At 71.5% G+C, this 21,506-nt stretch carries 19 protein-coding genes and 1 riboswitch; of the genes, 11 read left to right on the top strand and 8 right to left on the bottom strand.

Annotated elements, in window-relative coordinates; genetic code table 11:
- Positions 1–8 precede the first annotated feature (8 nt).
- Complete coding sequence (gene pdxH, locus LZ017_RS19625) at positions 9–644, top strand: pyridoxamine 5'-phosphate oxidase (RefSeq protein ID WP_241398607.1); 636 nt, start codon at positions 9–11, stop codon at positions 642–644.
- Positions 645–1,227: 583 nt separating this feature from the next.
- Here pdxH and LZ017_RS19620 read toward each other — a convergent pair.
- The 7 genes from LZ017_RS19620 to LZ017_RS19590 all read right to left on the bottom strand — a co-directional run bounded on the left by LZ017_RS19620 (position 1,228) and on the right by LZ017_RS19590 (position 11,010).
- A complete protein-coding gene (locus LZ017_RS19620) occupies positions 1,228–3,315 on the bottom strand; it encodes a TonB-dependent receptor (RefSeq protein WP_241398606.1) in 2,088 nt (695 codons plus the stop codon).
- Positions 3,316–3,448: 133 nt separating this feature from the next.
- Positions 3,449–3,832 carry a hypothetical protein gene (locus LZ017_RS19615; RefSeq protein WP_241398605.1) on the bottom strand — a complete coding sequence of 128 codons (384 nt, stop codon included), beginning with the start codon at positions 3,830–3,832 and terminating at the stop codon, positions 3,449–3,451.
- 31 nt (positions 3,833–3,863) lie between these two features.
- Positions 3,864–4,388: a DUF3299 domain-containing protein gene (locus LZ017_RS19610; protein WP_241398604.1), complete on the bottom strand. Its 525-nt coding sequence runs from the start codon at positions 4,386–4,388 to the stop codon at positions 3,864–3,866.
- A gap of 73 nt (positions 4,389–4,461) precedes the next feature.
- Positions 4,462–5,793, bottom strand: coding sequence for an ABC transporter permease (locus LZ017_RS19605; protein ID WP_241398603.1), 1,332 nt, complete (start codon positions 5,791–5,793; stop codon positions 4,462–4,464).
- On the bottom strand, positions 5,790–6,482 hold the full coding sequence (locus LZ017_RS19600; protein ID WP_308194091.1) for an ATP-binding cassette domain-containing protein: 693 nt from the start codon (positions 6,480–6,482) through the stop codon (positions 5,790–5,792). Before LZ017_RS19600 ends, LZ017_RS19605 begins: the two co-directional genes overlap by 4 nt.
- Positions 6,479–7,066 carry a peptide-methionine (S)-S-oxide reductase MsrA gene (gene msrA / locus LZ017_RS19595; protein WP_241398602.1) on the bottom strand — a complete coding sequence of 196 codons (588 nt, stop codon included), beginning with the start codon at positions 7,064–7,066 and terminating at the stop codon, positions 6,479–6,481. Before msrA ends, LZ017_RS19600 begins: the two co-directional genes overlap by 4 nt.
- A 53-nt stretch (positions 7,067–7,119) precedes the next feature.
- The gene (locus tag LZ017_RS19590) at positions 7,120–11,010 is read right to left on the bottom strand and encodes a DUF748 domain-containing protein (RefSeq protein ID WP_241398601.1); all 3,891 of its coding nucleotides are present in this window, start codon (positions 11,008–11,010) and stop codon (positions 7,120–7,122) included.
- Between the two features lie 84 nt (positions 11,011–11,094).
- On the opposite strand from LZ017_RS19590, the gene LZ017_RS19585 reads away from it, so the two are divergent.
- On the top strand, positions 11,095–11,877 hold the full coding sequence (locus tag LZ017_RS19585; RefSeq protein ID WP_241398600.1) for a YdcF family protein: 783 nt from the start codon (positions 11,095–11,097) through the stop codon (positions 11,875–11,877).
- Between the two features lie 232 nt (positions 11,878–12,109).
- Here the strand turns inward: LZ017_RS19585 and LZ017_RS19580 are convergent, their stop codons facing one another.
- Entirely contained in the window at positions 12,110–13,663 is a 1,554-nt protein-coding gene (locus LZ017_RS19580; protein WP_241398599.1) for a UbiD family decarboxylase domain-containing protein, read from the bottom strand.
- Positions 13,664–13,910: 247 nt separating this feature from the next.
- Here LZ017_RS19580 and LZ017_RS19575 point away from each other — a divergent pair, with 247 nt between their 5' ends.
- The 9 genes from LZ017_RS19575 to ribD all read left to right on the top strand — a co-directional run bounded on the left by LZ017_RS19575 (position 13,911) and on the right by ribD (position 21,439).
- Entirely contained in the window at positions 13,911–14,744 is an 834-nt protein-coding gene (locus LZ017_RS19575; RefSeq protein WP_374109956.1) for a transglycosylase SLT domain-containing protein, read from the top strand.
- A gap of 26 nt (positions 14,745–14,770) precedes the next feature.
- Positions 14,771–14,893: riboswitch (ZMP/ZTP riboswitch) on the top strand.
- Positions 14,894–14,945: 52 nt separating this feature from the next.
- The gene (gene glyA / locus LZ017_RS19570) at positions 14,946–16,196 is read left to right on the top strand and encodes a serine hydroxymethyltransferase (RefSeq protein WP_241398598.1); all 1,251 of its coding nucleotides are present in this window, start codon (positions 14,946–14,948) and stop codon (positions 16,194–16,196) included.
- Positions 16,197–16,214: 18 nt separating this feature from the next.
- Positions 16,215–16,658, top strand: a complete 444-nt coding sequence (nrdR, locus tag LZ017_RS19565; RefSeq protein WP_241398597.1) for a transcriptional regulator NrdR — start codon at positions 16,215–16,217, stop codon at positions 16,656–16,658.
- A gap of 119 nt (positions 16,659–16,777) precedes the next feature.
- Entirely contained in the window at positions 16,778–17,326 is a 549-nt protein-coding gene (locus LZ017_RS19560) for a GspH/FimT family protein (RefSeq protein ID WP_241398596.1), read from the top strand.
- A gap of 34 nt (positions 17,327–17,360) precedes the next feature.
- Entirely contained in the window at positions 17,361–17,768 is a 408-nt protein-coding gene (locus LZ017_RS19555) for a type IV pilin protein (RefSeq protein ID WP_241398595.1), read from the top strand.
- A gap of 43 nt (positions 17,769–17,811) precedes the next feature.
- On the top strand, positions 17,812–18,510 hold the full coding sequence (locus LZ017_RS19550) for a PilW family protein (RefSeq protein WP_241398594.1): 699 nt from the start codon (positions 17,812–17,814) through the stop codon (positions 18,508–18,510).
- Positions 18,510–19,775: a hypothetical protein gene (locus LZ017_RS19545; RefSeq protein WP_241398593.1), complete on the top strand. Its 1,266-nt coding sequence runs from the start codon at positions 18,510–18,512 to the stop codon at positions 19,773–19,775. Before LZ017_RS19550 ends, LZ017_RS19545 begins: the two co-directional genes overlap by 1 nt.
- Positions 19,776–19,834: 59 nt before the next feature.
- Positions 19,835–20,272 (top strand): hypothetical protein, encoded by a 438-nt coding sequence (locus LZ017_RS19540; protein ID WP_241398592.1) that lies wholly within the window; start codon positions 19,835–19,837, stop codon positions 20,270–20,272.
- 24 nt (positions 20,273–20,296) lie between these two features.
- Entirely contained in the window at positions 20,297–21,439 is a 1,143-nt protein-coding gene (ribD, locus tag LZ017_RS19535; protein ID WP_241398591.1) for a bifunctional diaminohydroxyphosphoribosylaminopyrimidine deaminase/5-amino-6-(5-phosphoribosylamino)uracil reductase RibD, read from the top strand.
- The last annotated feature ends 67 nt before the right edge of the window (positions 21,440–21,506 follow it).

Raw genomic sequence — 21,506 nt, 5'->3', positions numbered from 1 at the left:
CTTGGGCCATGAGCAAGCTATCCGATCTCCGCAAGAGCTACGAACGCGACGAGCTGGACGAAGACCAGGCCAGCGCCCAACCCTTGCAGCAGTTCCAGCTGTGGATGGAGCAGGCGTTGGCAGCCGGTGTTCCCGAACCCAACGCGATGACGCTGGCCACCGTCGGCGCCGACGGCCGGCCCTCCACGCGCATCGTGCTGATCAAGGGCATCGATGCGCGCGGCCTGGTCTGGTACACCAACTACGACAGCCGCAAGGGCCGCGAGTTGGCCCTGCACCCCTTTGCCGCGCTGCAATTCCATTGGGTGGAGATGGAACGCGTGGTGCGCGTCGAAGGCCGCGTCGAAAAGGTCAGCGACGCCGAGTCCGACGCCTACTACCAGTCGCGCCCGCTGGACTCGCGGCTGGGCGCCTGGGCCTCGCCGCAAAGCCAGGTCATCGCGTCGCGCGCGGTGCTGGTGGCCAATGCCGCCAAGGCCGCCGCGCAACACGGCCTGAACCCGCCGCGCCCGCCGCACTGGGGCGGCTTCCGGCTGCTGCCCGAGCGCTGGGAGTTCTGGCAGGGCCGCAAATCGCGGCTGCATGATCGCCTGTGCTATCGGCTCGAAGAGGGTCGGTGGGTGAGGGAGCGGTTGGCGCCGTGAAAGAGACCCCTCGTCAGGGGTAAGGCCCCTCGTCCAGCGGGTACGCTGGCCGGTCCCCAGAGGGGACGGCGATGCTGGCGGCATTGAGCCGCCAGCACATCGCCACGTGGGCCGGCTTGGGGCGGCCCGGCGCTCGGCCCTGGAATACACCCCTCGTCCAGGGAGTACCCTGGCCGGTCCCCCGGGGGGACGCCGATACGGGTGGCATTCAGCCACCCGTATCGGCAAGCGGGCCGGCTTGGGGCGGCCCGGCGCGCGGCCCCAAATACCGCCGTTGCTCGCGGCATGGAGCCGCGCGCATCGGCTGTGCGACGGGGTACGAGGCCCGGTGTGGAGTCGAGCCGTACTCGGCGAGCGACTTACATCCTGAGCGGTGGAGCCGCCCCGATGGTCGTCGGGCCAGGACTCCGTGCGAAGCGCGGACCTCGGTCAAATCGCATTCAGGCCCTCCTTTGGGTGACTTTTCCTGGGCCCGCAGGAAAAGTCACCCGGCTGCCGGGCCGGGACCCGGCGGGCTCTGCGCCCCGCGCAAACAACCCGAACAACCAACGACCGAAACCCCCAGGGCAGCCTGAAGCCCCCGTCAGAACCTCAGCTGCAACCCCGTCGCCACACTCCGCCCCGCCTGGGGCGCCAAGCCCCGGATGGTCGCGATGCTGCTGGCGTTGTAGGCCAGCGTGTTGCCCAGGTTGTCCAGCTTCAGGAACCACAGCGCATCGGTGCCACCCCAGTCCAGGCGGCGCGCCAGACTGAGGCGGAGGATGCCGTAGCCGGGAGTGGCCGTGTCCAGCGCCGGCACCCGGTTCTGGCGCGCGGCGCCGCGCCAGTCCAGCGCCACCAGCCAGGGCCCACGCCGGCCCTCCAGGCCGAGGCCCACGCGCAGCGGCGACAGCCGTGGCAGCGCCTCGCCGGTGCTGCGATTGCTGCCGCGCACCCAGTCCAGTCGGGCCTGGGCCTGCAGCGCCCAGCCGGCCAGCGTGGGCAGGCGCTGCTGCCCTTCGATCTCCACGCCGTGCATGCGCGCGCGGACCCCGCGGTACTGGTAGACCGGCACCTCGTGGGCCTCCTCGCCCTCGTGCTCGTGCAGGGCCGTCTCGCCCGTCGCCTCCAGCGCGATGAAGTTGCTGAAGCGGGTCTGGAAAAGCTGCAGGCTCCAGCGGCTGGCGTCCCGGCCCGGGCCGTCCTGCCAGACCAGGCCCAGCTCGCCGGTGCGCGCCTTCTCCAGCCCCAGCGTTGCGTCGCCGCGCTCATAAGCGCCGCTGGCCACATGCACGCCATCGGCGAACAGCTCGTAGAAGCTGGGCGCACGCTCGCTGTGCGAGCCCTGCAGCTGCAGCGACCACCGCGGACTCAGCGCATAGGCCAGCGACAGCGAGGCGCTGCCGGGCTTGAAGCGGCGGTCGCGGGCCGGCCCGAAGCGTTCCGACTCGTCCGCGCGCAGGCGCACCGAGTCGCTGCGCAGCCCGCCCTGCCAGGTCCAGGCCCCCAGCTTCATCTGCTCGATCACGAACAAACCCAGCGAGCGCGTGCGCGTGGTCGGCACCAGGGCCTCTTCGCCCTCGACCCGGAAGTCGCTGTCCTCCCATTGCGCGCCCACCATGCCGTCCAGCAGGCCCAGCGGCGCATGACGCGCCTCGACGCGGGCCTGGTTGCCGGTACTGAGGAAGGTCGTGCCGACCGCGCCGCTGCCTTCGATCTCCTGGTGCTCGTAGCGGCTGCGCGAGAACTGCCATTGCAACTGGCGCAGCGGTCCGGCCAGGTTGCGCCATTCGCCGGCCGCGGTGAGCCGATGGCGCTGCATGTGGATGCGCACGTCCGGCTCCACCGTCACGCCATAGTCGTTGCGGTAATCGTCGTAGGACAGGCCGGCATGGCCGTCACCCCACAGCAGCGAGCCTCCCAGTGCGGCGCTGTGCCCCTCGGCGCTGGAATTGCGCACCCGCGTGCCGCGGCTGGTGTTGCCTTCGTCGTCGGTCACCGAGAAGCGCGGCGCGCGCTGGTCGTCGGTGCGCCGGCCGCTGAGGTCGGCATGCCAGGCGAAGCCGCGCCCGCCGCCGTCCAGCACCACCGCGACACCGCGTTCGTTGGCGGCGCCCCCCAGGCGCAGCTCGGCCGCGCCCGACAGGCCCGGCTGGCCCAGGCGCGGAATGCGGTTGTCCAGCGTGTTGACCACGCCACCGATCGCATTGCCGCCGTACTGCAGCGCGGCCGGGCCGCGCAGCACCTCGATGCGCTGCACCACCAGCGGGTCCACCGGCACCGCATGGTCGAAGCTGAGACTGGACGCGTCCACCGAGGCGCCCGAATTGTTGAGCAGGCGCACGCGGTCGCCGTCCAGCCCGCGCAAGGTGGGCCGGCTGCTGTTGGGGCCGAAGGCGCTGGCGCCGACGCCGGCCAGGCCGTCCAGCGTGTCGCCCAGCGTGGCGCCGCGGCGCAGGGTCAGGGCTTCGTCGTCCAGCACCTGGTAGGCGCGCGCGACTTCGGGTTGCCCGAGCGGATTGCCGGTGACCACCACCGGCTGCAGCTTCTCCGTCGCGGCGGTCTTGCCGGTGTCGGCGGGGGCGGCATTCGGTTTGTCGGCGGCGCTCTGCGCCAGGGCCTGGACCCCGGCCAGGGTCAGGCACAGGCCTGCCGCCCAGGCCAGGGGATGGATGTTCGCTTGTTTCTTCATGGACTTGCTCGCGGGCGCCGCCTTGTGCGGCGCGGGAATGAACGCTGGGCCGCCCGGTCGCGCGACGACGGGCGGACCTCGCCGGCGTCAGGGCCTGGCCCCCACGCCAACGACATCGAAAGGTCGAGAGAGTTCAGCCCCGCGGCGGTCCGCGCGCGGCCTGGCGCCATTGCGGCGCGAGCACTGCGAGCACCGCGCGATAGGCGGGCTCCGCAGCCAGAGAGGCGAGGACGACCGCGACAGGGGCGTCCGTGCCCAGGCCCAGTCCCTGGGCCAGTTGATCCAGCAGCCGGCAGTCGGCACTGCCGGCTTCGTGCGAGAAGGTGGGGCCGTCCCAGGTCTTGCCGGCATCCGCGGAGGACGCCGACGCCGTGGCCGTTTGCTCGAGGGCCGGCACACCGCCGCCCAGTCCGGCGTGCAGCACCCGGTGGGTCAGCCCCAGGCCCTGGAACAGCAGCAGCGAAGCCAGCGCCCAGGCCCACAGCGCACGCCAGCGCGCGCCGCGGGTCGGGGACATCAGGCGAAGCTGCTGCATGGCGGGCGGTGGCTCAGCGGCCGGCGCCGGTCTCGCGCGCGTCGGTCACGCGGTAGAACATGCCGTAGGGGTCGCTGCTCAGCACGCTGAACTGCCCCTCGACCTGCACCGGCTCCAGCGTGTAGCGGACCGGATTCCTGCTGCGCACCTCGACCAGGCCCTCGGGCCCCGCCGGTACGCAGAAGGAACAGCTGGTCGGCACCGCGGAGAGCAGAAAATGGCGCTGCTTGTCGCCCGGCTCCAGCGGCAGCATGAAGCCCTGCACGCGCACCGTCTGGCGGTCCAGCTTCTGCACCGCGTTCGGGAACTGCGGGATCACCGCGTTCTTCTCCATCCGCGTGCTGACCGAGGACAGCAGCTTCCAGCTCAGCACGCCCTCTTGTTCCTGCAGCGGCTTGAAGGGGCTGCGCGGGTCGTGATAGCCCGGCCCTTGCCCCATGGGCATGGACGCGCCGGTCTGCGCGCCGGCCGGCAGGGCCGCCGCGCAGGCAATCAGGGCCGCCAGCGCGGCCATGGGCAGGGGTGTTCGCAGCGTCATGGAATCTCCGGGCCGCTATTCTGCCTGCTCGGGCGCCGCCGTGCCGGATGCCATGCGCGGACGGCGCCCAGGCTCAGCCACGGGCGCCCTGCAGCAGCTCGGTCACGTCCAGGCGATAGGCGCGCCAGGCCGGCCAGGCCGCGGCGAGCAGCGCCAGGGCGAGCGCCGCCAGGGGCACCAGCCATTCCCAGGCCGACAGCCACAGGCCATCCAGCCGCAGGGACTGCTGGCGCGCCAGCGCCCAGCCCAGGGCCTGCACCGCCCCATGTGCCAGCACCCAGGCCAGCGCACTGGCCAGCAGTGCCAGCGCCGTCGCCTCGAGTGCCACCAGCGCCGCCACGCGGCCGGGCGTGGCGCCGAGCAGGCGCATCATCGCCAGGTCCGGCTGGCGCTCGCGCACCGTGTGCAGCAGCGCGACAAAGACCGACAGCGCCGCCGCCAGCAGCAGCACCGCCGCAAAGCCGCGCAGCACGTCCACGCCCACGCCCAGCATGCGCAGCAGCCGCGCGGTCTCCAGCGCCGGCACCGCGGCCTGCAGGCCGGGCTGGGCATTGACCCAGCGCGGCAGCAGCGCCGCGCCCAGCGGTCCGCGGTAGGTCACCAGGGCCATGCTGACCTCCAGCGGCGCGCCGGCGGCATGGCCGCCGTGGGCGGTGGCGGGCGTGACCGGACCGTGGTCCGCGTGCCCGTCGTGCCCGTCGTGCTCCTCGGGGTCGTCCTGGCCGGGCGCTCCGTGGTCCGCGTCGCCCGGCCGAGCCGGTTCGTCCGCTGGCGCCAACGCCTGCCCATGGGCCACCCAGACCGAACGCAGATCGGTCAGCACCAGCCGGTCCAGCACACCGCCCTGGGGCTGGAGAATGCCGACGACGCGGTAGCCCTGTTCGTGGGCATCCCCGCGTTCGCCCAGGCCATGCGTGCCCTGGAAGCGATCGCCGACACGCAGGCCGGTGGCGCGCGCCGCCTCATGGCCCAGCACCGCCTCCAGCGGCCGCGACCACAGCGCGCCTTGCGCCAGTTGCGCCTGGTACAGCGCGAGGAAGTCGGGTTCGGTGCCGACGATGCGGTAGCCGCGCAGGCTGTCGCCCACCGAGATGGGCACGGCCCGCGCCACCAGCGGCTGGCGGCGCAGCGCGGCCAGGGCGTCCAGCGGGATGTTGCCGGTCGGCGGGTCCAGGTGGAAGACGCCGGACAGCATGATCTGCATCGGGCTGCCCTTGGCGCCGACGACCAGGTCGATGCCCGCCAGATCGCGGCGCAGCCCGGCCTCCAGCTGCTCGCCGACCAGGATCACGAAGCCCATCGCCGCCAGCCCCAGGCTCAGCAGCAGCAGGTTCAGCGCGCTCATCCAGGGCGTGGCCCACAGGTAGCGCCAGGCCAGCCGGGGCAGGTTGAGGCGGCGGCTCATGGCGCCACCGCCGGTTCGCCCGGCCGCGTCGCGTGGGGCCGCAGGCTCAGTCGGCGCACGCCGGCCCAGCCGTCCAGATGGCGCGCCACGCGCGCATCGTGGCTGGCGATGATCAGGCTCAGCCCGCCCTGCTGCCGGGCGGCGTCGGCCAGCAGGTCCAGCGCGGCGGCGCAGGCCTCGTCATCCAGGTTGGCGGTGGGCTCATCGGCCAGCACCAACCGCGGCCGGCGCAACAGCGCGCGCGCCAGCGCCACGCGCTGGGCCTGTCCCTGGCTCAGCTGGGCCGGCCGGCGGTCCTCCAACCCCTGCAGGCCCAGGGCCAGCAGCAGCTCGGCAATGCGCCCGGCCTGCGGTGCCAGCCCGGCGCACACATAGGGCAGCGCCAGGTTGTCCCAGACGCGCAGCGCCGGGCTCAGGTGCAAGCGCTGCGGCACCACGCCCAGGTGGGCGGCGCGCCAGGCATCGCGCTGGCGCGGGCGCAGCGCGCCCAGGTCCTGCCCGGCCAGCAAGACCTGACCCTCGCTGGCGCTGCGCAGCCCGGCGATCAATGCCAGCAGGCTGCTCTTGCCGCTGCCCGACGGCCCCTGCACCAGCAGGTGTTCGCCGTCCGCCAGCTCAAGGTCGGGAAAGCGCAGCAGCGGCCCGTCCGGATAGCGCAGCGTCAGCCCGGCGAGCGCCAGCAGGCTCAACGGTCCGCCTCCGCGCGCAACAGGCGGCGGAAGCTGGCACTGAACTTGTCGACCTTGGGCGCGACGACGAAGGCGCAGTAGCCCTGGTCCGGGTTGCGCTCGTAGTAGCGGTGGTGATAGGGCTCGGCCGGCCAGAAGTTGCGCAGCGGCTGCACCTCGGTCACGACGCGGTCGCCCAGCTGGGCCTTCAACTCCTGCATCACGGCGTCGATCACCGGGCGCTGGGCCTCGTCGTGGAAGTAGATCCCCGAGCGGTACTGGGTGCCGACGTCGGCCCCCTGGCGGTTCAGCGTGGTGGGGTCATGGATGGTGAAGAACACCTCCAGCAGCTCGCGCAGGCTCACCTGTTGCGGATCGAAGCCGATCTGGACCACCTCGGCGTGGCCGGTGTTGCCCGAACACACCTGCTCGTAATGCGGCGCATGCGCGTGGCCGTTGCTGTAGCCCGACTGCAGTTCCTGAACACCCTGAACGCGCAGGAACACCGCCTCCAGGCACCAGAAGCAGCCCCCGGCCAGCGTGATCCGTTCACCGACGCGGTCCGCCCCCCCCAACTCCATCTGTTTGTCGTCAGACTGTTCCATACGATTCATGCCGCAAGGCCGCAAACGCCGTCAGTTCTACCAGAGCCGCGTGCTCAGCGCAGGCTCAATCCCAGAGTCACGTGCGGCTGCCAGGCCTTGCCTGGGGCCGCTTCCACGCCCTCCGCGCCCTCCTCGGCCTCGTGCAGCTTGGGCGCGGCCATGAAGAGGCGCGCGTTCGCGACCCCGCGCGCCAGCAGGCCATCGCGCACCGCCACCGCGCGCGCCAGCGCCAGTTCGCGCATGGCCTCGGACGACAGCGCGTAGCTGTCCATCAGCATCCGGCGCATCTGCTCCTCGGGCACGTCTTTGAGCAGGCCGATCAGGTTGCGCGGCCGGCCCTTGAGGTCGCTGTTGGCATAGAGCTGCTTCAGCAGCCGGCTGCGCTGCGCCGCATCGAGCTGCAGTTCGCTCGACTCGGCCTGCTCGCGCGACCGCGCGGTCTGCTGACGCTGCAGCTCGCGACGGCGCTCGGCGAGCAGGGCCTGCTCCAGCTTCAGCGCGCGCACCGCATCGGCCTCGCCCTTGGGGTCGGCCCAGCCGGTGATGTTGAGCTGCAGCGACGGCCGGTCCTGCAGGCTCTTGGCCAGTGCTTCCAGCCGCTGCGGCTCGGCCAGCTCCACGCTGCCCGGCACGAAGGCCAGCTCGCTGGATTCACTGCCACCGCCGCCGGACAGCAACGAGAACGGCGCGGTCAGCGCCTTGCCCAGCAGGTTCACGATGAGGCGGAACACCAGCCCGCCGATGCTGAACTCCGGGTCGTTGATGGAGCCGCTGATCGGCAGGTTCACGTCGATCACGCCATGGCGGTCCTTGAGCAGCGCGACGGCCAGCAGCACCGGCAGCTTGGTCGCGTCCGGGCTGTCGATGCGCTCGCCGAACTCCAGCTGGTTGAGCACCACCTGGTTCTCGGCCTGCAGCAAGCCGTCCGGCGCCACGCGGTAATGCACGCGGGTGGACAGCTTGCCGCGCTCGATCGCATAGCCGGCGTACTTGCCCGCATAAGGCGACAGGGGCGCGAGTTCGATGTCGCTGGCGCTGGCGGTGATGTCCAGCGCCGGCGGCCGGCCGCTGGGGTTGAGCTGGCCGCCGATGTCCAGCAGGCCGGTGCCCTCGACCTTGCCGCGCAGCGACAGTGTCGCCATCTCGCTGCTGCCGTAGGCGAAGGCGCCCAGCGAACCGCCCAGCTCGGTCAGGTGCGCGCTGTAGTTGGGCTTGATGAAACGGTCGCTGAAATCAATGCGCCCTCCCTGTACGCGGGTCTGGGCGACGCTCAGCTGCAGCGCCGGGGCGGACGCCGCGGGAGCCGGCGCCGCGGCAGCGGCTGGCGCTGCCGACGATGCCGGTGCGGAGGCTGCCGCCGGTGGCGCACCCGCGCCGACCTGTTGCAGATTGAGCTGCCCCTGTTCGTTGACGATCAGTCGGGCGTAGAAGTCCTGCAGCGCCACCTCCGCCAGCTTGAGCTGCGGTGCCTGACCCTGGTTCCAGGCCAGCTGGGCGCCGTTGAGGTTCAGCGCCTGCCAGGTGAGCAGCTCATCGCCGGCCTCGCGCTGCCCGTCCACCCAGCGGCTCTGCAGCAAGCGCAGGTCGGCCACCAACAGGTCCCCCCCGACGCGCGCCTGCCAGGCCGCGTTCGCGGATTGGGTCAACTGGACCTGGCCTTTGAAGCCGGCCTCGGCGCGGCGCAGGTGCAGCCCCAGCTGCGGATCCAGGTAGGGATCCAGCCAATGCAACGGCAGCCGCTCCGCGCGCAGGCTGCCGTTGAGCGCCAGCGGCTCCAGCGCCAGGTTGCCCTGCCATTGCAAGCGGGCCGGCGTGCCGCGCTGGCGCTCGCGCAGGGCTCCGCTGACTTCGGCGCGCGGCTCCAGGCTCAGCTGCAGCGGCACGCTGCCGCTGGCAGGCCAAGCCAGGCGTGACAGGCTGAGGCGGATGTTGTCGGCCGCCGGCAGCACGCGTTGCCCGTCGCGCAGCACGCGGGCCTGCACCTGCTGGTCGTCCAGCACCACGCGCCCCTTGTCCAGCAGCAGTTGCTCGACGGCCAGGCGCCAGCGCGGCGCGGCGCGAGTTTCGGCCTGTGTCGACGAGGACGCGCTGGCCGCCGCCGGCACGACCGGGACAGCTCCCGCCGGCGCCGAGGCCAGGCCCGGCAGGTTCCACAGGCCTTGCGCATTGCGGCGCAGGCGCAGCGACGGGCCGTCCAGCGCCAGCTTGCCCAGGCTCAGACTGTGCTGCTCCAGATCGGCCGACAGCTGCTCCAGCGTCAACGAGGTCCAGGCGAGATCAGGGGTCTTGTCGTCCGAGCGCGCCTGCAGCCCATTCAGCTGCAGCCTGCCCTCGCTGAGGCGCCGCGGCGCGAACTGGGAATCCAGCTGCAGCTGGCCCTGCACCGACAGGCTGCCGTCCACCCGCGCCGGCCAGAACGGCCGCAGATAGCCTTGCAGCCAGCCCAGCGGCAGCGCGTCGAGCTGGGCCTCCAGCTGCGGGCCCGCCTCGATCCACCGGCCCTTGACGCTGAGCTTGGCCAGCACCGGCGCGGCGGGCGCCGCCGGCTTGGCGGCCTTGGCTGCGGCCGCCTTCTTGACAGGGGCCGGCGCCGATGCCGGCTCGGCGTCCTGGGTCAGCACCGCATCCAGGCTGAGGCCGGTGTCGCGCGCCGCGGGCCATTGCGCCGGCCATTGCAGCCGCTGGGCCTTCAGCTGCAACTCATCCACGCGCAGGGCCGCGTCGGCCATGCGGTCCTGCCAGCGCAACTGCCCCTGCTCCAGCTGCAGGCGGTCCAGCAGCAGCTGCCAGGGCTTGCCGGCGTCCGCGGGCTGGGCGCCACGGCCGCCAACGACCATGGGCGCCGCGGCCGGCTTCGCGCCGGGCAGGCTCAAGGCGCCATTCTTGTCGCGGGTCAGCAGCAGTCGCGGCGCGCGCAGCTCCAGCGCCTCGAGGTGGACACGGCGCAGCAAGGGCTGCACGTCCTTCAGCCCCAGCTTCAGGCTGTCCAGGGCCAGCCAGTCCGGCTCCAGGCCGGGCAAGCCCAGGCGCAGTTGCTGCAGGCCCAGTTCGCCGCTGAGGCGCAGCTGCGGGGCCTGGCCGGCGGGCTGGCTGAAGTCCAGCTGCAGGCGGCCGTCCAGCAGCCCCTGGCGCAGCGTCAGCGGCAGGTCGGCGGGCAGATAGGGGCGATACGGCGCCAGGTCCAGCGGCTGCAGCTGGACCGACAGGCTGGCGGTGCGCGTCTTCGCGAAAGGCTGGCTGCTGACTTCGCTGGCGAAGGCGGCGTCGTTGAGCCGGCCTTCCAGCCGCGGGTGGACCTTGACCTCCACGTCGGTGTCCAGCGTCGAGACAAAGGGCAGCGCCAGCTCCAGTCCGCTCAGGCGATGGCGGGCCTTCTTGGGCTGGTCGTCGAACAGAACCTGTCCGTTGTGCAACTCAATGTTGTAGATAGCGAGCTGGGTGCCGCCGGAGCTCTTGGAGTCGGACGGCTGGCTGAAGCGGCGGATCAGGTCGTCGATGTCCAGCCGGCCCTCGCCCACGCGGGCAAGGCGCAGCACGGGCTCGTCCAGCACCAGCTCGGACAGCACCGGGGCACCATGCCACAGGGAGCGCAGCGACGCGGCGGCGCTGACGCGGCGCAACTCCAGCAAAGGCGCCGCCCCGGCTTCGGGGCCGCCGATGCGCAGCCCTTCCAGATCCACGCCCAGCCGCCAGGGTTGGACCCGGACGGCCTGCAGCTGCACCGGACGCCCCAGCGCCTCGCCGATCAGCACCGGCAGCCGGCGCTCCATCCAGACCGGCAGCAGGGCCCAGGCCAGCGCGCCCAGCAGGAGCACGGTGCCCACGCCGTAGAGCGCGATCCGGACCGGCTTCTTCAGCACGCCCAGCCCGCCCGGGCGGTCCGGGCTCTGCGGGGATGACGGCGAAAGGACGAGGCGCTTGAGCGCAGACAGGGACTTCTTCATTGTTATGCGCGGACAGGCTCCGGTCGCGCACCAGAGCATCGGGCTGTCATTATGCTGGCGCCTCTTCGCGCTCTGCCGACCTCCATGCCTTTGTTCAGCGATCTGTATCCCATCCTGCATGCGCTCGTCGCGGCGCTGCTGCTGCCGCCGGGCGGACCACTGCTGATGCTGGCGCTCGGACTGCTGCTGGCGCTGCGCTGGCGGCGACTGGGCCTGGGGCTGGCCTGGAGCGGCGCGCTGCTGGCCGGTTTGTGCAGCTCGGTGGCGGGTGCCGCGCTGCTGCAACGCCTGCTGCTGGAGCCCGTGCCACCGCTGCCGCACTGGCCGCGGGCCGATCCGTACACGGCCATCGTCGTGCTGGGTGGGGGCATCCAGGACTGGTCGCCCGAGTACGAGGCGCCACAGCCCAAGCCGCTCACGCTGGAGCGGCTGCGCTATGCCATCCGGCTGGCGCGCATCAGCGGCCTGCCGCTGCTGATCTCCGGTGGCCACAGCCCCGGCCGCCAGCCGCCGTTGCCCACCGAGGCCACCCTGATGGACCAGGTGGCCCGCGAGGATTTCGGCTACAGCGCCCGCTGGCTGGAACAGCAGTCGGCGGACACGGCCAGCAACGCGCGCTACACGACCGCGATGCTGAAGCCGCTGGGGCTGCGACGTATCGTCCTGGTCACGCACGAACAGCACATGCCGCGCGCGATCCGCGCCTTCCGCGCCAGCTGGGGGCCGGACCTGGAATTGCTGCCCGCCCCGGTGGGCGTGGTCGCCGGCCCCGGCAGCCGCTGGCTGCACTGGCTGCCGTCCGAACGCGGGATCCAGCAGGCGCGCTATGTGGCCTACGAGCGCCTGGCCCTGTGGGCCGGCCACTGAAGGACTCGGGGCAAATAGAAACCCTCCCGGACAGGGAGGCTTCCTGTGCGGGAGGGGGTGATGGCTGACGCCACCGTTGGGGCTCCACGGCCAACTGCCGCAGGGCTCCTGGCGCGCAGAGACTGCGCCAGTCGGGTCGCCTGAACTCAGGCCTCTCAACAGTAGGCGAGACCCGGGAGCGCTTCAAGGCGCCGGCCGCACGCCGGGCCTCAGGATTTCCCCAGGTCGGCGTTCAAACGCCGAACAGCCGCTGGTACAGCGCGTCGGCACGCCCGCGGACCTCCGCCGGCATCTCGATCACGCGGCCCCATTCGCGGTCGGTCTCGCCGGGCCATTTGTTGGTCGCATCCAGCCCCATCTTGCCACCCAGCCCGCTGACAGGCGACGCGAAGTCCAGGTAGTCGATCGGCGTGCTCTCCACCAGCGTGGTGTCGCGCACCGGGTCCATGCGCGTGGTGATGGCCCAGATCACGTCCTGCCAGTCGCGGATGTTGACGTCCTCGTCCACGATGACGATGAACTTGGTGTACATGAACTGGCGCAGATAGCTCCACAGCCCGAACATCAGCCGCTTGGCATGGCCGGCATAGGCCTTGCGGATGGAGATCACCGCGAGGCGGTAGCTGCAGCCCTCGGGCGGCAGATAGAAGTCGGTGATCTCCGGGAACTGCTTCTGAAGGATGGGGACGAAAACCTCGTTCAGCGCGACGCCCAGGATGGCCGGCTCGTCGGGCGGCTTGCCGGTATAGGTGGAGTGGTAGATCGGGTTCTGGCGCCGCGTCAGGCGCTGCACCTCGAAGACCGGGAACCAGTCCTGCTCGTTGTAATAGCCCGTGTGGTCGCCATAGGGGCCCTCCAGTGCATGCAGGTAGCCGCCCTTCTCCTTCAGCGGCACGCCGTCCTCGCTGACACCGCTGAAACCCGGCTCGGCCACCGGAATGTGACCTTCCAGCACGATCTCCGCATGGGCGGGAACCTGCAGCATCAGCCCGCCCTCGCCCACGCCGGTGTCGGCCAGCTCGGTGCGCGAGCCGCGTAGCAGGCCGGCGAACTGATACTCCGACAGGCTGTCCGGCACCGGCGTCACCGCGCCCAGGATGGTGGCCGGATCCGCCCCCAGCGCCACCGCGATCGGAAAGGGCTGGCCCGGATTGGCGAGCGCGAAATCGCGGAAGTCCAGCGCCCCACCACGATGCGCCAGCCAGCGCATGATCAGCTGGCGCGACCCGATCAGTTGCTGACGGTAGATACCCAGGTTCTGGCGCTGGCGGGGCTTCGCGACGCCCTGTGGGCCGCGCGTCACGACCAAACCCCAGGTCAGCAGCGGCGCCACGTCGCCCGGCCAGCAGGTCTGGATGGGCAGCTGCTTCAGGTCCACCTCGCCGCCCTGCAGCACCTCCTGCTGGCAGACCGGCTGGCGCACGCGCGCCGGCTTCATGTCCCACAAGGCCTTGGCCATCTGCACCAGCCGGCCCGCGTCCTTGAGCCCGCGCGGCGGCTCGGGCTCCTTCAGCGAAGCCAGCAACTGCCCCACCTCGCGCAGCTCGCTGGTGTCCTGCGCGCCCATGCCCAGCGCCACGCGCTGCGGCGTGCCGAACAGATTGGCCAGCACCGGCGTGCGGTAGCCCTCGGGCCGCTCGAACAGCAGCGCCGGTCCGCCGGCACGCAGTACCCGGTCCGCCAGCGCGGTCATCTCCAGACGCACGGACACCGGCTCCACCACCCGTTTGAGGGCCCCCAGGCCCTCCAGTCCGTGAACGAAGTCGCGCAGATCCCTGTACTTCATAACTAAAAGAAATTAGAACAATGCCCTATCAGCTTGACGGGTTATTGCGGGTCTTTAGAATTCGCCTGCCCTGTTTCAGGGTTATCCCTTGTCTTGATGTCGTGTTTCACGACCGGGACGCTCGCTGCCAATGGACGCCGCGCCGCGGATTGCTTGCTCCGTGATGAGCACGACCACCGCCCGGCCCATTATCGCCAACGGCCACCCGCTTCTCCCGAGGCGGGACCGGGGTGCAGAAAGGAGTCGCATGACAGCGCGTCACAATCTGATTTCACTGGCCCGCCGCAGCCATGCGGCGATGACCTTGTTCGCCAAGGACATCGCCCAGGGCATGCTCGTGGTCAGCCACAACACGCTGGCCCTGGTGGGCTTTGCCGTGGTCGCCATCGGTCTGGTCTTCAGCAGCCAGGCCGACCTGCGTCATCGCCTGGAAACCGAGGTGCTGGGCTGGCTCAACGCGCGCCAGGAAGCGCGCCACGAGGCCAACGGCGACGTGATCGCGCTGACCGCCGAGCCCGACGCGATCAGCCGCGCCACGGCCGCCGACCCCAAGGAGCTGAACCGCCAGCAGGCCGCGGTGACCCAATGGCTGGCGCGCAAGTACCGCGTCGCGCCGGAGCCGGTGGCCCGCCTGGTCAAGGAAGCCTGGGACGTCGGGCAGCGCGCCCGCGTGGAGCCGACGCTGATCCTGGCCATCATGGCCATCGAGTCCGGCTTCAATCCTTTCGCGCAGAGCGCGGTGGGCGCCCAGGGGCTGATGCAGGTCATGACCCGTGTCCATGACGAGAAGTACCAGGCCTTCGGCGGCACCCTCGCCGCCTTCGACCCGGTGACCAATCTGCGCGTGGGCGTGCAGGTGCTGAAGGAGTGCATCCAGCGCGCCGGCGGCATCGAGGAAGGCCTGCGCTACTACGTCGGCGCCGCCAACCTGAACGACGACACCGGCTATGCCGGCCGCGTGCTGGCCGAACAAGACCAACTGCGTGCCGTCGCCTCGGGCGGCCGCGCCCCGGCCCGACCGGCGGCGCCCAGCGCACCGGCCGAGCCGCTGCGCGAAGATCGCGTCGCGCTGGCGCACTGAAAGAGCGAGCCGCAGTCCGCTACACTGCGGGCTCGCGCGACTGGCGATCAGGCGGCCCCGCAACGGGGCGGCCGAGGTGGGTCACCACCGGGAAGCGCGAGCGACGACACCGTTCGGTGCGTCGAATGCCGTTCGCCTGGGCCGCCTGAAACCTGTGCCGTCGCACGGGCGGTCCGGCGTCAACCCTTGAGCTGACACACCATGTTTGACCGCAATCTTTCGACCGTCGCCAATGTGGACCCCGATCTGTGGGCGGCCATCCAGCACGAGAACCAGCGTCAGGAAGACCACATCGAGCTGATCGCCTCGGAGAACTACACCTCCCCCGCCGTGATGCAGGCCCAGGGCAGCCAGCTGACCAACAAGTACGCCGAAGGCTATCCCGGCAAGCGCTATTACGGTGGCTGTGAGTACGTGGACGTGGTCGAGCAACTGGCCATCGACCGCCTGAAGCAGCTCTACGGCGCGCAGTTCGCCAACGTCCAGCCCAATTCCGGCTCGCAGGCCAACCAGGGCGTGTTCTTCGGTCTGCTGCAGCCCGGCGACACCATCATGGGCATGAGCCTGTCCGAAGGCGGCCACCTGACCCACGGCATGGCGCTGAACATGAGCGGCAAGTGGTTCAAGGTCGTCTCCTACGGCCTGAACGACAAGGAAGAGATCGACTACGAGGCGATGGAAGCCACCGCCCGCGAGCACAAGCCCCGCCTGATCATCGCTGGCGCGTCGGCCTACTCGCTGCGCATCGATTTCGAGCGCTTCAGCAAGATCGCCAAGGAGATCGGCGCCTACTTCATGGTGGACATGGCCCATTACGCCGGCCTGATCGCCGCGGGCGTCTACCCCAACCCGGTGCCCTTCGCCGACGTCGTCACCTCGACCACGCACAAGAGCCTGCGCGGCCCGCGCGGCGGCATCATCCTGACCAACAGCGAAGAGATCGCGAAGAAGATCAACTCCGCGATCTTCCCCGGCATCCAGGGCGGCCCGCTGATGCACGTCATCGCCGGCAAGGCCGTCGCCTTCAAGGAAGCGCTGACGCCCGAGTTCAAGGCCTACCAGGAACAGGTGGTGAAGAATGCCAAGGTGCTGGCTGAAACGCTGATCGAGCGCGGCCTGCGCATCGTCTCCGGCCGCACCGAGAGCCATGTGATGCTGGTGGACCTGCGACCCAAGGGTCTGACCGGCAAGGAAGCCGAGGCCATCCTGGGCGCGGCCCACATGACCTGCAACAAGAACGGCATTCCCAACGACCCGCAGAAGCCCATGATCACCAGCGGCATCCGCCTGGGCACGCCGGCCATGACCACGCGTGGCTTCAAGGAAGAGCAGGTGCGCGCCACCGCCCACCTGATCGCCGATGTGCTCGACAAGCCGCAGGACGAGGCCAACCTGGCAGCCGTGCGCGAGAAGGTCGCGGCTCTGACGCGCCAGTTCCCGGTCTACCGCTGAATCGGCGCAGGCGACCGCATGCGCTGCCCCTTCTGCGCTCACGGCGACACCCAGGTGGTGGAGACGCGTGAGTCCGACGAAGGCGACGTGGTGCGGCGCCGTCGGCGCTGCCCGTCCTGTGAAAAACGCTTCACCACCTATGAGCGGGCCGACATCGCGCTGCCCATGGTGGTGAAGAAGGACGGCACGCGCGCCGATCTGGACATGGGCAAGCTGCGCGCGTCCATGCTGCTGGCGCTGCGCAAGCGCCCGGTGAGCATCGAGCAGGTCGACGCCGCGCTTGAGCGCATCCAGGAGAAGCTGCTCTCCAGCGGCGCGCGCGAGGTGGCCTCGACCAAGCTCGGCGAACTGGTGATGCGCGAACTCAAGCGCATCGACAAGGTCGCCTACGTCCGCTTCGCCTCCGTCTATCGCAGCTTCGAGGACGTCGACGAGTTCCGCCAGCTGATCCGCGACATCTGAGCCGAACGCACGCCCGCACCGCGTCCTGACAACAGGGGGCGGGCATCCCCCTTGGGTGCGAAGCCACCGCCGCCCCGAATTCCTAGAGTGACACCGTCATCACTGCCGACGGAGTCACCATGCCCCCCGTCCCTGCCCGGCCTGGCGCCCTCGGCGTCAGCATGATCGAGATCCTCGTCTGCCTGGGCCTGTTGGCTCTGCTGACGAACCTGGCCCTGCCCTCGGCGCGCCGGATGCTGGACTGGCAGCGGCTCCACGGCCGCGCCGACCAGCTGATGGCCGACCTGCAGCAATCTCGCAGCGATGCGCTGCGCCTGGCCACCGAGGTCCATTTCCAGCTCCAGCGCGGCAGCGAGGGCGCCTGCTATGTCGTCCATGTGGGCAAGCGTGGCGACTGCACATGCGGGGTGGATGGCCGCAGCACCTGTCAGCCCGGTGCGCTGGCCCTGCGCAGCCAGGGCTTCGCGCGGGACCGGGATCCGACCGAGCTGCGCAGCAACGTCAATCACCTGCTCTTCAGCGGCCGCCAGGGCACGGTCAGCAGCACCGGCACGCTGGAGCTGGCCCATCCCGATGGCCGCGCGGTACGCGTTGTCGTCAGCCTCATGGGCCGCGCACGCCGCTGCACGCTGCCGCAGGCCCATGCCGGGTTGCCCGCCTGTGTCTGAGCGCCCGGCACCGCCGCGAAGGCCCGCGCCGGGAGTGACGCTGGTGGAGCTGCTGGTGGTGCTGGCGATGCTCGCCGTGCTGGCCACGCTCGCCCTGCCCAGCTACCGGCAGTCCCTGCTCAAAGGCCGCCGGGCCGACGCGCTGCTGGCGCTCAATGCCGTGACGCAGGCTCAGGAACGCTGGCGTGCCCAGGCCCCCGACTACGCGTCCGACCTCGTCGAGCAGTTGCGCCTGCCGCCGCAATCGCCCGCGGGCCACTATCGACTGGCCCTTGCCGACAGTTCCGCCACCGGCTATGCCGTCGATGCCCGCGCCCAGGGCGATCAGGCGGACGACCAACGCTGCGCCCTGATGGGCATGCGCCTGGACAACGGCAGGCTGACCCGCGTCGCGCGCGACCATCTCGGCCGCGACAGCAGCCAGGACTGCTGGCCCCACTGACATGAGCAGACCCACCCCGCTCCCGCCTCGCCTCGCCCACCGCTTGGGACGGCAACGCGGGCTGACCCTGGTCGAGCTGATGATCGGACTGCTGGTGGGCCTGATGATCATGGCCAGCGCGCTGACCCTGACGGCCGTGCAGCTGGGCGAGCGCGCCCGACTCAGCCTGGAACTGCAGCTGCAGCAGGAGCTGCGCGCCATCGTGCAGCTGATGCGACACGACCTGCCGCGCGCCGGCGGCTGGGCACAGCCGGCACGGGGCGTGTGGCGAGACGGCGACGGCCCAGCGGCGGCCAACCCCCATGCCCGCGTCAGCATCGACAGCAGCGGCACGCGCCTGGACTACAGCTATGCACGCGCCGAGGATCGCGCCGACGGCTCGGATGAAGGCGGCGGCGTCGATGCCAACGAGCAGTTCGGTTTCCGGTTGCGCGATGAACAACTGGAATATCGGCTGGCCGGCGTCTACCAGCCGCTGACCGACCGCAAGCTGCTGCGCGTGCTGGCTTTCGAGGCCAGACTGGACGGGCCTCGCCAGCCCCTGCCCGATTTGTGTGAGCGCCCCTGCCCTGCCGACACCCCGGACTGCCCGCCCTGGGTGGCCGTGCGCGAGTTGCATCTGCGGCTGGTGGCCGCGTCCGCGCTGGACTCAGGTCTGCGCCGCCAGGTCCGCATGGACCTGCGCCTGCCCAACGACGACCGCGGCGGCCGGTGCGCCGCCCCCGCGGCATCGGGGCCGTGATGACGGCGGGCCGATTCCAGCGGGGCGCGGCACTGTTGGGCCTGGTCCTGGCCCTGCTGGCCACGCTGACTCTGGCCCTGCTGTACGCCAGCCGCAACGTCCTGATGGAACAAGGCCTGGCCGCGCAGCAGCGTCCGCTCGCGCAGGCGAACGAGGCGGCCCAGGCCGGCATCGCCTGGGCGCTGGCTCAGCTCAACGGGGGCGCCATCGACGGCGCCTGCCAACCCGGCGACAGCCCCGACCACCTGGGCTTTCGCGAGCGCCAGTTGCAGGCCGTCCTGCCAACGGACCCGTGGTCGCCCCTGGCGGCCCCGGCCCAAGCGCCAGCCGAGTGCGCGCTCAGTGCGCCCCTGCGCTGGCAATGCCGCTGCGCCACTGACGCCCCCGCGCTGCCTTCGCGTCCGCAGGCGGCATTCAGCCTGCGCATCAGCGCCGTCCCCGGCGGGCAGGGCCTGCTGCGGCTCCAGGCGCGCGGCTGCAGCGCGGCGCTGGCGCGCTGTGACGACCTGCCTACGCGGGTTCAAGAACGCGTGGGCCGCGACGAGATCAGCCAGGACGTGGCCCTGCTGCCCGCACTGCGCAGCTGGCCCGCGGCACCGCTCACCTGCGCCGGCCCGGTCGACAGTGGCGGCGCGCTGGCGCTGGGGCGCCTGGCGGGCGCGCCGCCAGGACCGCTGCTGCACAGCGCCGCCCTGGCCGTCCAGGGCGAGGTCCTCGGGTTGGCGGGCACGCCCGCGTCGTCGGCGTCCCCACCGCCTCTGGCTCTGGGCGACACGCAGCTGCAGCCTGGCCGCCTGTTCAGCCAGCTGTTCGGCATGGGGCCGGCGCGCTACGCCGGGCAGCCGGCCGCCTTTGTGCTCCATTGCGCGCCCGAGGACTGCCGCGCCGCGCTGGATCGTGCGCTGGCCGGCGGGCACCGGCTGCTGGTGGCGCGTGGCACGGTCCGCCTGCAGCAAGGCGGGTCGATGGACAGCCCGCTGGGCAGTCCCGAACGCCCGCTGCTGCTGGTCGTGCTGGGCCGGCTGGAACTGGAGGGCGCGCTGCAGGTGCACGGCCTGCTCCATGCCAGCGAGGGGCTGCGCTGGCACAACCCCTACCCCTGGCGCAGCGGCCGCGTCCAGGGCGCCGTGGTGAGCGAAGGCGAATGCGCCGTCGCCGGCCCCGGCCTCGTCGAGCTGGTCTACGACGCGGCCGTGCTGCAGCGCCTCAGCCGCCAGGCGGGCAGCTATGTGAAGGCGCCCGGCGGATGGGCACAGCCGCCATGACCCCATCGCTGCACGGCAGATCCGGGGGCTCTCTTCGCAAGGCGGGTCGGGGCGCGACCTTGCTCGAGGCCCTGATCGCATTGCTGCTGGTGAGCCTGGGGCTGGTGGCCCTGGCCGGCCTGCAGCTTTCGCTGCGCCACAGCGCCGACCATGCGCGCCAGCTCGGCGATGCCACCCATCTGGCCGCCGAGGCCCTGGAGTCGCAGCGCCAGAGCCGCGCCGCCACAGCAATGCCACCCCCAGGCGCCTGGCGGGACGAGGTGAACGGCAACACCCGCTTCGAACTGAGCCTGGAGGACTCCTCGCTGCCCGGCGGGCTTCGGGCCCTGCGCGCCACCGTGCGCTGGCGCGACCGCCATGGCGACAGGCGCCAGTTGGCGTTGGACAGCCTGGTACAGACCCAGGATCCCGCGCTGAGCGCGGCACTGGCCCTGCCCCCGGCAGGCCGCCCGATGCTGCCCATCGCCGGCATGTCGACACCACCGACACGGCCCTGAGGCCGCTGGCCCTAGACTGCGGGGATGCCCGAACCCACTCTTTCGCCCCAGGACCTGAGCGCGATGCGTCAGGCCCTGGAGCTGGCCACGCAAGCGATAGGCCTGACCGACCCCAACCCGCGCGTCGGCTGCGTGATCCTGGACGCCCAGGGTCGCCTGCTGGGCCAGGGCCATACCCAGGCGGCCGGCCAGGCGCATGCCGAAGTGATGGCGCTGCGCGACGCTCACGGCCGCGGCGCTGACCTGCGCGGCGCCACCGCCTACGTGACGCTGGAGCCCTGCGCCCACCATGGCCGCACGCCGCCCTGTTGCGACGCGCTGATCGCCGCCGGCCTGGCCCGCGTGGTGGTGGCCCTGGGCGATCCCAATCCCCAGGTGGGCGGCCAAGGCCTGGCGCGCATGCGCGCGGCCGGCATCGAGACCGAGCTGCTCGCGCCGGCGCATGAACTGGCGCGCGAATCACGCGAACTCAACATCGGCTTTCTGACACGCATGCAGCGCGGTCGCCCCTTCGTGCGCCTGAAGATCGCCGCGTCGCTGGACGGCCGCACGGCGCTGCCCAACGGCGTCAGCCAATGGATCACCGGGGCCGAGGCACGCCGCGACGGCCATGCCTGGCGCCGCCGCGCCGCGGCGGTGCTGACCGGCATTGGCACCGCGCGCGACGACGACCCGCGGCTGGACGTGCGCGAGGTCCCCACCGCGCGGCAGCCGCAGCGTGTGCTGCTGGATTCGGCGCTGCGGCTGAGCGCGCAAGCCCGGCTGCTGCAAGCGCCCGGATCGCTGTGGATCTTCCATGGGCTGGACGACGCGCAGGCCTCGCGGCGCGGCGCGGCATTGCGGCAGCACGGGGCCGAGCTGATCGCCCGGCCCGGCCCCGCGGGCCGCGTGGACCTGGGCGCCGTGCTGGACGAGCTGGGACGGCGCGGCATCAACGAGCTGCATGTGGAAGCCGGGCAGACGCTCAACGGTGCGCTGCTGGACGCCGGCCTGGTCGACGAGCTGCTGCTCTACCTCGCGCCGGTGCTGCTGGGCGAAGGGCGCGCGATGGCCCGCCTGGGCCCGTGGACCTCGCTGGACCAGGCGCTGCGCTGGGAGCGCGTCGACTGCAGCCCGCTCGGCGCCGACCTGCGGCTGCGACTGCGCCCGGCTGCGGCCTCGCGCTAGGCCTTTTCGCGTCCGCAAGACGCGGGGACCGGACGAAAGAAGCGCCCGAGCCCGCCTACAATCCCGC

The sequence above is a fragment of the Pelomonas sp. CA6 genome, from assembly GCF_022549225.1.
Classification (GTDB): Bacteria; Pseudomonadota; Gammaproteobacteria; order Burkholderiales; family Burkholderiaceae_C; genus Roseateles.
Note: the sequence above shows the minus strand (reverse complement) of the source record. Positions and strands in the feature narration are given on the sequence as shown.

Bases quoted from the DNA above. Each gene is read 5' to 3' on its own strand.
- LZ017_RS19575 (WP_374109956.1), top strand. From the start codon at position 13,911: ATGACAGCGCGTCACAATCTGATTTCACTGGCCCGCCGCAGCCATGCG.
- LZ017_RS19605 (WP_241398603.1), bottom strand. From the start codon at position 5,793: ATGAGCCGCCGCCTCAACCTGCCCCGGCTGGCCTGGCGCTACCTGTGG.
- ribD (WP_241398591.1), top strand. From the start codon at position 20,297: ATGCCCGAACCCACTCTTTCGCCCCAGGACCTGAGCGCGATGCGTCAG.
- nrdR (WP_241398597.1), top strand. From the start codon at position 16,215: ATGCGCTGCCCCTTCTGCGCTCACGGCGACACCCAGGTGGTGGAGACG.
- pdxH (WP_241398607.1), top strand. From the start codon at position 9: ATGAGCAAGCTATCCGATCTCCGCAAGAGCTACGAACGCGACGAGCTG.
- LZ017_RS19620 (WP_241398606.1), bottom strand. From the start codon at position 3,315: ATGAAGAAACAAGCGAACATCCATCCCCTGGCCTGGGCGGCAGGCCTG.
- LZ017_RS19585 (WP_241398600.1), top strand. From the start codon at position 11,095: ATGCCTTTGTTCAGCGATCTGTATCCCATCCTGCATGCGCTCGTCGCG.
- LZ017_RS19560 (WP_241398596.1), top strand. From the start codon at position 16,778: ATGCCCCCCGTCCCTGCCCGGCCTGGCGCCCTCGGCGTCAGCATGATC.
- LZ017_RS19545 (WP_241398593.1), top strand. From the start codon at position 18,510: ATGACGGCGGGCCGATTCCAGCGGGGCGCGGCACTGTTGGGCCTGGTC.
- glyA (WP_241398598.1), top strand. From the start codon at position 14,946: ATGTTTGACCGCAATCTTTCGACCGTCGCCAATGTGGACCCCGATCTG.
- LZ017_RS19610 (WP_241398604.1), bottom strand. From the start codon at position 4,388: ATGACGCTGCGAACACCCCTGCCCATGGCCGCGCTGGCGGCCCTGATT.
- LZ017_RS19615 (WP_241398605.1), bottom strand. From the start codon at position 3,832: ATGTCCCCGACCCGCGGCGCGCGCTGGCGTGCGCTGTGGGCCTGGGCG.
- LZ017_RS19590 (WP_241398601.1), bottom strand. From the start codon at position 11,010: ATGAAGAAGTCCCTGTCTGCGCTCAAGCGCCTCGTCCTTTCGCCGTCA.
- LZ017_RS19580 (WP_241398599.1), bottom strand. From the start codon at position 13,663: ATGAAGTACAGGGATCTGCGCGACTTCGTTCACGGACTGGAGGGCCTG.
- msrA (WP_241398602.1), bottom strand. From the start codon at position 7,066: ATGGAACAGTCTGACGACAAACAGATGGAGTTGGGGGGGGCGGACCGC.